We start from the raw sequence: 13766 nt of genomic DNA, 5'->3' as shown, positions 1-13766 counted from the left end.
GGCTGAGGAGGAGCGTGCGCAGGTGCTGATCGCCGGTCGGTACCGGCTGCTCGACCTGGTGGGTCGCGGGGGCATGGGTCGGGTGTGGCGAGCCCGCGACGAGATGCTGCACCGCGAGGTCGCGGTCAAAGAGGTCGTACCGCCCAGTTGGCTGGCCGACCACGAACGGGCCGAGCTGCGCTCGCGCACGCTGCGAGAGGCGCGCGCCGCGGCCCGGCTCAACCACCCCGCCGTGGTCCGGCTCTACGACGTCGTCCCGGTCGAGGGCAGCCCGTGGATCGTGATGGAGTACGTCCCGTCGCGCACCCTGCAGGACGTCGTCGACGCCGAGGGGCCGCTGGAGCCGGCCCGCGCCGCCCGGATCGGCCTGGCCCTGCTCGGTGCGCTGGAGGCCGCGCACACGGCCGGAGTGCTGCACCGCGACGTCAAACCGCAGAACGTGCTCGTCGCCCACGACGGCCGGGTGATGCTCGCCGACTTCGGGCTGGCCACCTTCGACGGCGGGGACGGCGCGATGACCCGCCCCGGGTTGGTGCTCGGCTCCCCGCAGTACGTCTCCCCGGAGCGGGCCGCCGAGGGGGTGTCCACGGTGGCCGCCGACCTGTGGTCGCTCGGGGCCACCCTGCACGCCGCCGTGGAGGGCCGCTCCCCGTACGCCCGCAGCAACGCGATGGCCACGCTCAGCGCCCTGGCCGCGGGCCCACCCGACCCGGCCCCGCACGCTGGACCGCTCGCCCCGGTGCTCGCCGGGCTGCTGCGCCGCGACCCGCGCGACCGCCTCGACCACGACGGGGCCCGCCGGCTGCTCACCGCCGCGACCGGCCACCCCAGCCCGCCGGCGCACTCGCGGGAAGCCGCAGCCGACGCCCCGACCCACTCCTCGCCCGCGACCGGCTCCCCGGCCCCAACCGGCTCCTCGGCCTCGACCGGCTCGACCGGCTCCTCGGCTGCGGCCGACTCCTCGGCCTCGGCGGCGTCCGCCTCCGGGGAACCGGCCGACCAGGACGTCACCATCGCGCTGCCCGAGTCCGACCCGACCGCCACCACCAGCGGCAGCGAGGCCGTTCCACCGGGAAACGCTGCGACCGACGCCCGCCCGAGCAGCGAACCGGACGTCCGGGCCTCGGCGGATGCGACAACCCCCGCCCCTGCGACGTCCGAGCGACTGGGCGGACGACTGGGCGGACGACTGAGCGAGCGGCCGACGGCGCGGCGGGCCGCGCTGGTCGTCACCGCGCTGCTCGTGGCCGCCGCGGCTGGCGTGGGCACCGCGCTGGCCGTCGCCGGTGACGCCCCGACCGACACCGCCGGGCGGTCCACCGCGACACCTGCGGATCGTCCGAACGACGCCAGCGGCACGAACGGGGGCTCCGGCGATGACCGGGGCGGCCTGTACGGCGGTGGCGGGCCCGGCGGGCCGTACGACGGTGGTGGCCCCGGCCGGCCCGGCCCGCCGCCGAATGGCCGCGACGTGCCCCCGCCGCCGTTCCCCTGCGTCCATCCGGACGTCGCGGGGCCGCCGGTCGCGGCCGGGTCACCCCTGCCGGGCGAGCGGTTGCGGCCACCCACGGGTTGGGTCTGGCACGCCGACAGCACCGGCTTCCGGGTCTCCGTGCCGGCGACCTGGCACTACTCACGCGAAGGCGCGGTGGTCTGTTTCCAGGACCCGGCCACCGGTCGGGCGTTGAGCATCGCGCAGGGTGCGGAGGCCGACCCGCTGACCCGACTGCGGTCGGCCCGCGACGACGCGGCCCGGGTCGGGGCGCTGCCGAACTACGACGAGATCCGGCTCGCCGCGGGCGGCGGCGGCGCGGAGTGGGAGTGCCGGTGGACGGCCCCGTACGGCCCGGTGCTGCACGCCCGGCAGGAGGTCCTCCCGGACGAGCGCTGGACCCTGGGCTGGATCACCGACGACCGGGACTGGACGGCCGCCGACGCGGACTGGACGAGGGTGCGAGAGAGTTTCCGACCACCCCGCTGACCTGCGCCGTATGGCCCTGCTCGGCCCTCCGTCCGGCGTGGATCGAGGCCGCTCAGCGGATGAGAAAAGCCGCGTTGGTGGCTATCGTGTAACTCGGGGTGACCGAGGGGGAGCGACCGTGCAGCAGTTGCTGATCGCGGGTCGGTACCGGCTGCTCGACCTGGTCGGCACCGGCGGGATGGGCCGGGTATGGCTGGCCCGCGACGAGATGCTGCACCGGGACGTGGCGGTGAAGGAGGTTGTGCCGCCATCCTGGCTGGCCGAGGCCGAGCGCGCCGAACTACGACTGCGGACGATGCGCGAGGCCCGCACGGCGGCCCGGCTCAACCATCCCAACGTCGTGCGTCTCTACGACGTGGTGCACGACCGGGAAAATCCGTGGATCGTGATGGAGTACGTGGCATCCCGGTCGGTGCAGCAGATCATCAACACCGAGGGCCCGCTGAGTCCACAACGTACCGCCCGGATCGGGCTGGCCGTGCTCGCGGCGTTGCGAGCGGCGCACAGCGCCGGCGTGTTGCACCGCGACGTGAAGCCGCACAATGTGCTGGTCGCCGACGACGGGCGGGTGGTGCTCACCGACTTCGGGCTGGCGACCTTCGACGGCGGGGACGGGGCGATGACCGGCCCGGGCCTGGTGCTCGGCTCGCCGCAGTTCGTCGCGCCGGAGCGGGCCCGCGAAGGCGTGTCGGATCCGCGTACCGACCTGTGGTCGTTGGGCGCGACGCTCTACGCCACGGTCGAGGGGCAGTCCCCGTACGCCCGGTCCAGCGCGATGGCGACGCTGAGCGCGCTGGCCACCGAACCGCCGGATCCGATGCGCCGGGCCGGCCCGTTGCGTCCGGTGATCACCGGCCTGTTGCAGCGCGACCCCTGGCGGCGGTTGACCGCCATCGAGGCCGAGCAGCTGCTGCGCGCCGCGGCCGCCGACCGCGACCGGCCAGCCGGGCCGGCTCCCACCTCGGCGGTGGCGGCGGTCCGCAGCGCGGGCCGGTCGGCAGCGTCCACCCCGGTCGGCCCGGCGGGTCCGCCGGACGACGCGGCGCCGTCGATCCGCCCGCCGACGGCCCGCCCGAACGGCCGACGCCGACGGCTGATCGCACTCAGCGGCGCGGCGACCGCCGCCGTCCTGCTCGTCGCCGGGGGTGTCACGGCGACGCTGCTCAACCACCAGGACGAGCGGATGCCGCCGTCCGGCGCCGGAGGTGGCGCGACCGCCACCCGACCGGCCGCGTTCGCCTGCGCGGCACCTCCGCCGCCGACGGCCACCCCGGTGCCGTCGGCGTCGCCGCCCAGCGACGCGCGGTACGGGCTGCGGGACGGTTGGACCTGGCACGTCGACCCGACCGGCTTTCGCATCGCGGCGCCGGTGGCCTGGGCACGCTGGACCGAAGGGGCGGTGACCTGCTTCCGGGAGCCCAGCGGGGCCCGGGTGCTCAGCGTCGAGGCGGGGCCGCCGCAGGTCGATCCGGTGGCGCACTGGAAGGCCGAGGAGAAGCGGCTCGTCGCCGGTGGCGCGCTGCCGGGCTACCGCAAGGTGGACATCTCGGCGCTCGACGTCTTCGACGGCGGGGCCCTCTGGGAGTGCAGTTGGGAGAACGCCGCCGGTGAGCGGGTGCACAGCATCCGGCTGCTCGCCAACACCTCGGCCGGGCGCGCCTACACCGTCTCGTGGTTGACAAAAGAGTTCGACTGGCAGGTCAACGCGGCATACTTCGTGATGATCCGGCAGAGCTTCACGCCCACCCTCTGACACTGTCCGATATGGACCGCATGACTGACGCCCCTGCGACACCGGCGCTGGCTACAGTGGCGTAGTTTTGGCGCTCAAGATCCCTGGGGAGGGTGAGCCGAGATGATGGGACCGTCGCACGCGCTGTCCGGCGCGGCGGTATGGCTGGCCGGGTCCTGGGCGCTGGACCAGTTCGCCGACTACCACCAGTCGCCGCTGGCGCTGGCGGTGGGCACGGCGGTGTGCGCGGGCGGAGCGCTCTTTCCCGACCTCGACCTGTCCGGCAAGGTGACCCGCAACCAGGGTGGCGCCACCGTCGCCCGTACGTTCGGGGTCTTCTCGCTCTTCGTCGCCGAGGTGATGGAGAAGATCTCGCTCGGTGTCTACTACGCGACGAAGCTCAGCAAGGATCCGCGTCGCAACAACGGGCACCGGACGCTGACCCACACGCTTCCGTTCACGCTGCTGGTCGGCTGGGGCACCACCGCCCTCTGCGCCGCGTACGGCAAGTGGGCGGTGATCACGATCCTGTTCTTCATGTTCGGTCTCGCCCTGCGCGGGCTCTTCGACGAGTGGGCCGAACGGGCCGGCTGGGTGATCGTGACGCTCGCGTCGGCCGGCGCGGCCTGGTTCACCTTCGCCAACCTGCCGGGTGGGCGGGGCTACCCCCTGATCGGCACGGCTGTCGGGGTGGGCTGCTTCGTGCACATCCTCGGCGACATGATCACCAGAGCCGGGGTGCCGATCCTCTGGCCGATCCCGATCCGCCGACGCATGTGGACGATGATCGGCCTGCCCAACAGCATCGCGCTGCGGACCGGCAGCAAGACCGAGGTGGTCGTGCTGCGCGCCGTGCTGACCGTGGTCTCGGTGCTCGCCACCGCCGGCCTGGTCGCGCCATCGGTGCTGCAACGGTTCAACATCGACGTATGACCCACGCCGACCCCGCGTCACCCCCGGCGGAGAGCCCGCCGTCACCGCCGGCCGAGGACGCGCGGGTGCCGGAGTTCTGGCGCGCGCTGGGACTTCCCGGGCTGGCGGACGTGCACGTGCACTTCCTGCCGCCGAGGCTGCTGCGCCGCGTGTGGGAGTACTTCGACGCCGCCGGGCCGCTGGTCGGCACCGAGTGGCCGATCCGCTACCGGTGGAGCGACGCGGACCGCGTCGCCCACCTGCGCCACCTCGGGGTACGGGCGTTCAGCGCGCTGGCGTACCCCCATCGACCGGGCATGGCGGCGGACCTCAACCGCTGGACGCTGCAGTTCGCTCGGGACACCCCGGGCTGCCTGCCCTCGGCGACCTTCTTCCCCGAGCCCGGCGCCGCCGCGTACGTCGAGGCCGCGCTGGCCGACGGAGCCCGGCTGTTCAAGGTGCACGTGCAGGTCGGCGGCTTCTCCCCCACCGACCCGGCACTGGACGAGGTGTGGGGGACGCTGACCGACGCCGAGGTGCCGGTGGTTGTGCACGCCGGGCACGCCCCGGTGGGGACGACACACACCGGGCCCGCCCCGTTCGCCGACCTGCTCGCCCGGCACCCCCGGCTGACCGCAGTGGTGGCGCACCTCGGCGCGCCGGACTACCGGGCCTTCCTCGACCTCGCCGAGGCGTACGAGCGGGTCCGGCTGGACACCACCATGGCGTTCACGCCGTTCTTCGACCGGTTCGTGCCCTTTCCCGCCGACGAGTTGCCCCGGCTGCGCGACCTGGGCCTCGCCGGCAAGGTGCTGCTGGGCAGCGACTTCCCCAACATCCCCTACCCGTACGCCGACCAGCTGACCGGGCTGGCCCGGCTGGACCTCGGTGACGACTGGCTACGCGCGGTCTGCTGGAACAACGCCGCCACCCTGTTCGACCTGCCGTAAAGCGCCCCAGCCGGGGCCGCCCCAGCCGGGCCAGTGGGCCCGACTTGTTTTCGACATCGGCTATTGACGTCGCCGTAACAGGTGGCCTAGCGTCTGTCGAAACGCTTCGTCGAAACGCTTCGACGATCATTCGGGAGCGATCCCACGCCGGGCCGGAGGAGGTGCGCGGTGGCCACGATGCACGACGTCGCCCGCCTTGCGCAGGTCTCGGTCAGCACCGTGTCGTACGTGCTCACCGGCACCCGGCCGATCTCCCAGGCCACCCGGGACAAGGTGCTCGCCGCGATGGCCGAGCTCGACTACCAGCCCAACGCCATGGCCCGCGGGCTGGCCAGCCGGCGCAGCCGCATCCTGGGCCTGCTGATGCCGATGGACGAGCGCGGCCTGGGCGCGACCGAGACCGCGTTCGTCACCGGCGCCGCCGCCGCGGCCAGCGCCGTCGGCTATCACCTGGTGCTCTCGCCGGTCGGCGGCGGCAACCTCGACGACCTGCGGCGGCTGGCCAGCCAGCGGATGCTCGACGGCGTCGTGCTGATGGAGGTGCAGCTCGCCGACGAGCGGGTCACCGTGCTCCAGGAGGCGGGCGTGCCGCTGGTGCTGATCGGGCGCACCGGCGACACCACCGGGCTCTCCTACGTCGACATCGACTTCGAGCAGACCGTGCGGGAGGCCGTCGCGCACCTGGTCGGCCTGGGACACCGCCGGATCGTCTACGTCAACCACTCGGCCGCCACGCTCGCCAGCGGCTACGGTCCCGCGTTACGCACCCGGGACGCGTTCGTCACGGCGATGACCGGGCACGGCCTGGAGCCGGTCATGATTCCGGCCGAGGACAGCGCCGCCGGTGGGCGGGCCGCCCTGGCCGCCGCGTTCGCGCGGACGCCGGAGCTGACCGCCGTGCTGGCGATGAACGAGACCGCGATCTTCGGCATCCTCGGCGAGCTGACCGGACGGGGGCTGTCGGTCCCCGACGACGTCTCGGTCGTCTCGATGGTCACCTCGCCACAGGTCGCCGAGTTGGCCACCCCGGCGCTGACCGCGATGACGTCGCCCGGGTCGACCCTGGGCCGGATCGCGATCGAGGCGCTGGTGCGCCACCTGGACGGGCCCGGCCACGAGCGCCACCAGCAACTGCTGCCGTGCGCGCTGGAGATCCGGGGATCGACCGCCGGGCCACGTCGGCCGGCACGAGTCACCACCGAACCGTCCCCGACGGGCGGGGGCTGACCAGCGAAACGGCCCGCCGTCGCGCGGCAACGCGACGACGGACCCAGTGAAGTACCGGGCTCGATACTCAACGAGGAGGATAGCAATGCAGCGATTCCGCCGGATCGTCGCGGCGATCGCCCTGGCGGCGACCGCGACGACCACCGTGGCCGCGTGCGGCGGCGGCGAGAGCGAGGACGACAGCGGGGCCAAGACCCTCAAGCTCTGGCACTACGAGAGCGAGAACAGCGCGATGGGGGTCGGCTGGAACCGGGCGATCGAGATCTTCAAGGCCGAGCACCCGGGCGTCGAGGTGCGCTTCGAGCGCAAGGCGTTCGAGCAGATCCAGCAGAACGCCGGCATGATCATCAACTCGTCCGAGGGCCCGGACATCATGGAGTACAACAAGGGCAACGCGACTGCCGGCCTGCTGTCGTCGCAGGGTCTGCTCACCGATCTGAGCGCCGAGGCCGACAAGCGCGGCTGGGCCGGCAAGCTCAGCCCCAGCCTCCAGACCACCGCCCGGTACAGCGACAAGGGCGTGATGGGGTCGGGCAACTGGTTCGGCGTGCCGAACTACGGCGAGTACGTCACGGTCTACTACAACAAGGACCTGTTCGACCGCAACGGCGTCAAGGTGCCGACCAGCATGGCTGAGATGACCGCCGCGATGGACACCTTCGTCGGCAAGGGCGTCACGCCGCTGGGCATGGCCGGCGCGGAGTACCCGGCCGGGCAGCTCTTCTACCAGTTGGCGCTCTCCAAGGCCGACCGGCAGTTCGTCGACAACTACCAGCTCTACAAGAACCCGGTCGACTTCAAGGCCGACCCGCTGAAGTACGGCGCGGACACCTTCGCCGAGTGGGTGCGCAAGGGCTACGTGGCCAAGAACTCGGCGAGCCTCAAGGCCGAGGACATGGGCACCGCGTTCATCGCCGGCAAGACCCCGATGATCGTCTCGGGCAGCTGGTGGTACGGCCGGTTCAAGACCGAGATGAAGGCCAACTGGGACACGTTCCTCTTCCCCGGCAACACCCTCAACGCCGGCTCGTCGGGCAACATCTGGGTGGTCCCGTCGAACAGCAAGGCCAAGAGCCTGGCGTACGACTTCATCGACATCACCCTGCGTCCGGAGATCCAGGACCTGATCGGCAACAACGGTGGCGTCCCGGTCGCCGCTGACGCGTCGAAGATCAGCGACCCCAAGGACCGCAAGCTGATCGAGGACTTCAACACGGTCAGCAAGCAGGACGGCCTGGCCTTCTACCCGGACTGGCCGGTGCCCGGCTACTACGACGTGCTGGTCGGTGGCTTCCAGGGCCTGATCAACGGGTCGAAGTCCCCCGACCAGGTGCTCGACACGATCGCCAAGCCGTACGCCGATGGCGTCAAGGAGATCACCGGCAAGTGACACGGCGAGCGGCGGGCACGACCGGCACGACCGGCGTGCCCGCCCGCCCCGCCGGGAAGGATCTTCCATGGCAGTCTCCGAGACCGTCGCCGCCCCACACCCGACGGCGACCCCCTCCCCGCGCAAGCCCCGCCGCGGACCGCGCGGCCGCAACGCGGCGTACTGGCTCTACCTGCTCCCCGGAGCGGTGCTGTTCGTCCTGGTCATCGGCGCGCCCCTGGTCGGCACCGGTTATCTCTCGCTGACCAAGTGGTCGGGCATCGGCGACCCCACCTTCGTGGGGTTCGACAACTACCAGCGCCTGCTGCACGACGAGGTGTTCTGGGCATCGTTCCGCAACACCGTGGCGATGATCGTCGCGATGGTGGTGGTGCCCACCCTGCTCGGGCTGCTGCTCGCCTCGGTGCTCTTCGACGTCATCGGGCGCCGGTTCAAGCCGCGTACCGCCGCCGCGCTGCGGGCCGCGTTCTACCTGCCGCAGGTGCTGCCCGTGGTGGTGGCCGGCATCGTCTGGGGTTGGATCCTGCGCCCCGACGGCGCGTTCAACAGCCTGCTCGACGCGGTCGGCCTCGGCGCGCTGCGCCACGACTGGCTCGGCGACCCGGGCACGGCCCTGCCGGCCGTCATGGCGGTGATGATCTGGGTGCAGATCGGCTACCCGGTGGTCGTCTTCATGGCGGCGTTGCAGCGGGTCGACCCGGAGCTGTACGAGGCGGCCGAGGTCGACGGCGCGAACTGGCTGCACCGGTTCCGGGCGATCACCCTCCCGCAGATCCGGCCGGAGACCTTCGTGGTGGCCCTGACCTGCACCATCGCCGCGCTGAAGGTGTTCGGGCCGATCTTCGCGCTGACCCGCGGCGGCCCGGAGAACGCCACGAACGTGCCGTCGTACTTCGCGTACTACACGTTCTTCAAGAAACTCCAGGTCGGCTACGGCTCCGCGATCTCCACCGTGCTCACGCTGATCATCGTCGTGGTGGCCGTGGTCTTCATCTGGATGCAGGCGCGCAGCGAGCGCCGGGACCGGGGGTTCTGACATGGCCGTGACGCTCACGCCGGTGCACCGGCCCGTCCGCGACCGGCACCACCGCGGCGTCAGCCGCTGGGTCGTGCTCGTCGGAGTCACCCTCGGCGCGCTCGTCATGCTGGTGCCGTTCGCGTTCATGCTGCTCAACGCGTTCAAGTCGCCCGGCGACTATTCGTCGGGCGGGCCGCTGAGCTGGCCGGGCGAGTTCTACACCAAAGGTCTGCGGACGTACTGGACCGAGGTGAACTTCCCGCTCAAGCTGTGGAACTCGGCGCTCATCGCCGGCTCCGTGGCGGTGCTCGGCGTCGTCGTTTCCCTGCTCAACGCGTACGCCCTGGGCATCGGCCGGGTCCGCGGCCGGCTGTGGATCGTCGGGTTGTTCCTGCTGGCCAACATGCTGCCGCAGGAGGCGCTGATCTACCCGCTCTACTACGTGGCGAAGGAGATCGGCCTCTACAACACCCGGCTCTCGGTGATCATCATCTTCACGGTGATCCAGAGCGCGTTCGGCACGTACCTGCTGGCCTCGGTCCTGGGCACCTTCCCGCGCTCGCTGCTGGAGGCCGCCGCGCTCGACGGCGCCGGCAAGTGGACGGTGCTGTGGCGGGTGGTCTTCCCCAACCTGCGGCCCACGCTCGCCGTACTCCTCATCTTCTTCTTCATCTGGACCTGGAACGAGTTCCTCATCCCGCTGGTCATGCTCATCGACAACCAGACGCAGACCATCCCGGTCGCGCTGGCGTCGTTGCAGGGCGACCGGTTGATGGACGCCCCGACGACCAACGCCGGCGCGTTGATCAGCCTGGTGCCGGCCATCCTCTTCTTCCTCATCTTCCAGCGCACTCTGGCGCGCGGCATCACGGCAGGAGCCGAGAAGTGAAGTTCACCGACGGGTACTGGCAACTGCGCCCGGGGGTCAGCGTGCTGCGCCCCGGCACAGTGGAATCGGTCGAGCCGGACGAGCGCGGCTTCACCGTCTTCGCGCCGGCCGGTCAGATCACCGGTCGGGGCGACACCCTCAACCGGCCCGTCGTCACCGTCCGGTTCTTCTCCCCCGCCCCCGGCGTCGTCGGGGTGACCATCGGTCACCACAGCGGCGGGCTGCCCCGCGAGCCGCACTTCGGGTTGGCCACCGACGACGCGCACCCGGTCACCGTCGACATCACCGGCATCACCGCGTCGCTGACCACCGGCGAACTGACCGCCCGGGTGGCGCTCATCGACGGCTGGCGGGTCGAGTTCCTGCACGGCGACCGGTTGATCACCGCCTCCACCGCGCGCAGCGTCGGCATCGTCACCGACGGCGAGGGCCGCCGGCACGTGCACGAGCGGCTCGCCCTCGGCGTCGGCGAGACGGTGTACGGGCTGGGCGAGCGATTCGGCCCGTTCGTGAAGAACGGCCAGACCGTCGACATCTGGAACGACGACGGCGGCACCGCCAGCGAGCAGGCGTACAAGAACGTGCCGTTCTATCTGAGCAGCGCCGGCTACGGGGTCTTCGTGGACCATCCCGAGCACGTGTCGTTCGAGGTCGGCTCGGAGGTCGTGGCGCAGAACCAGTTCAGCGTCGAGGGCCAGTCCCTCACTTACTACGTCATCGACGGGCCCACCCCCAAGGACGTGCTGCGCCGGTACACGGCGCTGACCGGCCGGCCGGCCCGGGTGCCCGCCTGGTCGTACGGGTTGTGGCTGTCCACGTCCTTCACCACCTCGTACGACGAGAAGACGGTGACCGAGTTCGTCGACGGAATGGCCGAGCGGGACCTGCCGCTGTCGGTGTTCCACTTCGACTGCTTCTGGATGCGCCAGTTCCACTGGGTCGACTTCGTCTGGGACCCGGCGACCTTCCCCGACCCCGAGGGGATGCTGCGCCGGCTGCACGAGCGCGACCTGAAGGTGTGCGTCTGGATCAACCCGTACATCGCGCAGCGCTCGTACCTCTTCGAGGAGGGCCGCCAGGCCGGCTACCTGGTCCGCAACCCGGACGGGTCGGTCTGGCAGTGGGACAAGTGGCAGGCCGGCATGGCGCTCGTCGACTTCACCAACCCGGACGCGGTCCGCTGGTTCACCGGCAAGCTCAAGGTCCTGCTGGACATGGGCGTCGACTGCTTCAAGACCGACTTCGGCGAGCGCATCCCGACCGACGTGGTGTGGCACGACGGCTCGGATCCGCAGCGGATGCACAACTACTACTCCTACCTCTACAACAAGGCCGTCTTCGAGCTGCTGGAGACCGAGCGGGGCGAGGGCGAGGCGGTGGTGTTCGCCCGCTCGGCCACCACCGGCGGGCAGCAGTTCCCGGTGCACTGGGGCGGCGACTGCGAGTCGACGTTCGTCGCGATGGCCGAGTCGCTGCGCGGCGGGCTGTCCCTGGCGTCGTCCGGTTTCGGCTACTGGAGCCACGACATCGGCGGCTTCGAGGGCACCCCCGACCCGGCCGTCTTCAAGCGGTGGATCGCCTTCGGCCTGCTCTCCTCGCACTCCCGGCTGCACGGCTCCGGCTCGTACCGGGTGCCGTGGGCGTACGACGAGGAGGCCGTCGACGTGCTGCGGCACTTCACCCGGCTCAAGCTGAGCCTGATGCCGTACCTGGCCGCCGCCGCGCAGGAGGCGCACCGCGACGGGATCCCGATGATGCGTCCGATGATCGTGGAGTTCCCGGACGACCCGGCCGCGGCGCACCTGGACCGGCAGTACATGCTCGGCTCCGACGTGCTGGTCGCGCCGGTGCTCAGCGCCGACGGCCAGGTCACCTTCTACGTGCCCGCCGGCACGTGGACGCACCTGGTGACCGGCACGCAGCTCACCGGCCCGGCCTGGGTGACCGAGAAGCACGAGTTCGACAGCCTGCCGGTGCTCGCCCGGCCGGGCGCGGTGATCCCGTTCGGATCGCGCTCCGATCGGCCCGACTACGACTGGGCGGACGGTGTGCAACTGCGCCTCTACGCTCCGGCGGAGGGGCAACGGCAACGGGTACGGATTCCGTCGCCCGGCGAGGGGCCGGGCGCGGAGTTCGAGGTGAGCTTCCGCGACGGCGTGGCCACGGCGGAACTGGTGGCGGGTGACTCGTCGGCGTACCACTGCGTGGTCGCCGGGACGGAGGTAGCAGGACGATGACGGCACGCACCTTCCCGGAGAGCTTCCTCTGGGGCTCGGCCACGGCGGCGTACCAGATCGAGGGCGCGGCCACCGAGGACGGCCGAGGGCCGTCCATCTGGGACACCTACAGCCACACCCCGGGGCGGACGCTGAACGGCGACACCGGTGACGTGGCCGCCGACCACTACCACCGCTGGCCGCAGGACCTCGACCACATCGCCGAGCTGGGCCTGGGCGCGTACCGCTTCTCGATCTCCTGGCCGCGGGTGCAGCCGGGCGGATCCGGCCGGTTCAACCAGGCCGGCCTGGACTTCTACTCCCGGCTGGTCGACGGCCTGCTGGAGCGCCGCGTCCGCCCGGTCGCCACCATGTACCACTGGGACCTGCCGCAGGAGCTGGAGGACGCCGGTGGGTGGCCGGTGCGGGACACGGCGCTGCGCTTCGAGGAGTACGCGTCGGGGATCGTCGCCGCGCTCGGTGACCGGGTGCACACCTGGACCACGCTGAACGAGCCGTGGTGCTCGGCGTACCTGGGCTACGGCTCGGGCGTGCACGCGCCGGGACGGACCGAGCCGGCGGCCGCGCTGGCGGCGGTGCACCATCTGAACCTCGCGCACGGCCTGGCCGGCCGGGTGGTCCGGGAATTGGCCCCGACCGCAGAGCTGTCGGTGACGCTGAACCTGCACGTGATCCGCCCGGCGTCGGACTCGGCGGCGGACGTCGACGCGGCCCGCCGCATCGACGCGCTGGCCAACCGGGCGTTCCTCGGCCCGATGCTGAACGGGGCGTACCCGGCCGACCTGCTGGCCGACACGGCGGGCGTCACCGACTGGTCGTTCGTGCACCAGGGCGACGAGAAGGCGGCCGCCGTGCCCCTGGACGTGCTCGGTGTGAACTACTACTCGAGCACCCTGGTTCGCGCCTGGGACGGGCACTCGGCCCGCTCGGACGCTGACGGTCACGGCGCGTCGGCACACTCGCCGTGGGTCGGCGCCGACGACGTCGACTTCCTGCCGCAGCCCGGCCCGTACACGGCGATGGGTTGGAACATCGATGCGCCGGCCCTGACCGAGCTGCTGCTGCGGCTGGGCCGGGAGTACCCGGGGCAGCCGCTGATGATCACCGAGAACGGCGCTGCCTTCGACGACGCCGTGTCGGCCCACGGCCGGATCCACGACGACCGGCGGATCGACTATCTGCGCCGGCACATCTCCGCCGTGGCGGACGCCCGCGAGCAGGGCGTGGACGTGCGGGGCTACTTCGTCTGGTCGCTGTTGGACAACTTCGAGTGGGGTTACGGCTACGACCGCCGGTTCGGGATCATCCGGGTCGACTACGACACGCAGGACCGCATCTGGAAGGACAGCGCGCACTGGTACCGGCGACTGGCCGCCACCGGCGAGCTGGACCAGCCCGCGGAGTAACGGCTTGCCTCCCCACGCCGCGCC

The 13766-nt window shown here is 71.7% G+C and carries 10 protein-coding genes; all 10 read left to right on the top strand.

The features are described 5' to 3' along the window. Positions 1-22: 22 nt before the first annotated feature. The 10 genes from ACFYPR_RS12560 (at position 23) to ACFYPR_RS12515 (ending at position 13742) form a co-directional block, all read left to right on the top strand. Entirely contained in the window at positions 23-1981 is a 1959-nt protein-coding gene (locus tag ACFYPR_RS12560) for a protein kinase (protein WP_387259854.1), read from the top strand. 118 nt (positions 1982-2099) lie between these two features. Further along, positions 2100-3734: a serine/threonine-protein kinase gene (locus ACFYPR_RS12555; RefSeq protein WP_387259851.1), complete on the top strand. Its 1635-nt coding sequence runs from the start codon at positions 2100-2102 to the stop codon at positions 3732-3734. 102 nt (positions 3735-3836) lie between these two features. Then, complete coding sequence (locus ACFYPR_RS12550; RefSeq protein ID WP_355067169.1) at positions 3837-4646, top strand: metal-dependent hydrolase; 810 nt, start codon at positions 3837-3839, stop codon at positions 4644-4646. Further along, on the top strand, positions 4643-5575 hold the full coding sequence (locus ACFYPR_RS12545; RefSeq protein WP_387259848.1) for an amidohydrolase family protein: 933 nt from the start codon (positions 4643-4645) through the stop codon (positions 5573-5575). The genes ACFYPR_RS12550 and ACFYPR_RS12545 overlap by 4 nt, the downstream gene beginning before the upstream one ends. Positions 5576-5752: 177 nt before the next feature. Then, positions 5753-6802 carry a LacI family DNA-binding transcriptional regulator gene (locus tag ACFYPR_RS12540; protein WP_387260019.1) on the top strand — a complete coding sequence of 350 codons (1050 nt, stop codon included), beginning with the start codon at positions 5753-5755 and terminating at the stop codon, positions 6800-6802. 85 nt (positions 6803-6887) lie between these two features. Next, positions 6888-8192, top strand: coding sequence for an extracellular solute-binding protein (locus ACFYPR_RS12535; RefSeq protein ID WP_354858366.1), 1305 nt, complete (start codon positions 6888-6890; stop codon positions 8190-8192). 67 nt (positions 8193-8259) lie between these two features. Further along, entirely contained in the window at positions 8260-9228 is a 969-nt protein-coding gene (locus ACFYPR_RS12530) for a carbohydrate ABC transporter permease (protein WP_387259844.1), read from the top strand. A gap of 1 nt (position 9229) precedes the next feature. Then, entirely contained in the window at positions 9230-10099 is an 870-nt protein-coding gene (locus ACFYPR_RS12525; RefSeq protein WP_387259841.1) for a carbohydrate ABC transporter permease, read from the top strand. Beyond that, positions 10096-12336 carry an alpha-xylosidase gene (yicI, locus tag ACFYPR_RS12520; protein ID WP_355067165.1) on the top strand — a complete coding sequence of 747 codons (2241 nt, stop codon included), beginning with the start codon at positions 10096-10098 and terminating at the stop codon, positions 12334-12336. The genes ACFYPR_RS12525 and yicI overlap by 4 nt, the downstream gene beginning before the upstream one ends. Next, positions 12333-13742: a GH1 family beta-glucosidase gene (locus tag ACFYPR_RS12515; RefSeq protein ID WP_387259838.1), complete on the top strand. Its 1410-nt coding sequence runs from the start codon at positions 12333-12335 to the stop codon at positions 13740-13742. Before yicI ends, ACFYPR_RS12515 begins: the two co-directional genes overlap by 4 nt. The last annotated feature ends 24 nt before the right edge of the window (positions 13743-13766 follow it).

Source organism: Micromonospora sp. NPDC005254, assembly GCF_042872525.1.
Classification (GTDB): Bacteria; Actinomycetota; Actinomycetes; order Mycobacteriales; family Micromonosporaceae; genus Micromonospora.
The sequence above is the reverse complement of the archived record's forward strand: the minus strand, read 5'-3'. Positions and strand labels throughout refer to the sequence as shown.

What these genes read in the sequence shown, in the direction of transcription:
- ACFYPR_RS12545 (WP_387259848.1), top strand. Translation starts at nt 4,643, where the DNA reads ATGACCCACGCCGACCCCGCGTCACCCCCGGCGGAGAGCCCGCCGTCA.
- ACFYPR_RS12525 (WP_387259841.1), top strand. Translation starts at nt 9,230, where the DNA reads ATGGCCGTGACGCTCACGCCGGTGCACCGGCCCGTCCGCGACCGGCAC.
- ACFYPR_RS12515 (WP_387259838.1), top strand. Translation starts at nt 12,333, where the DNA reads ATGACGGCACGCACCTTCCCGGAGAGCTTCCTCTGGGGCTCGGCCACG.
- ACFYPR_RS12540 (WP_387260019.1), top strand. Translation starts at nt 5,753, where the DNA reads ATGCACGACGTCGCCCGCCTTGCGCAGGTCTCGGTCAGCACCGTGTCG.
- ACFYPR_RS12550 (WP_355067169.1), top strand. Translation starts at nt 3,837, where the DNA reads ATGATGGGACCGTCGCACGCGCTGTCCGGCGCGGCGGTATGGCTGGCC.
- ACFYPR_RS12530 (WP_387259844.1), top strand. Translation starts at nt 8,260, where the DNA reads ATGGCAGTCTCCGAGACCGTCGCCGCCCCACACCCGACGGCGACCCCC.
- ACFYPR_RS12535 (WP_354858366.1), top strand. Translation starts at nt 6,888, where the DNA reads ATGCAGCGATTCCGCCGGATCGTCGCGGCGATCGCCCTGGCGGCGACC.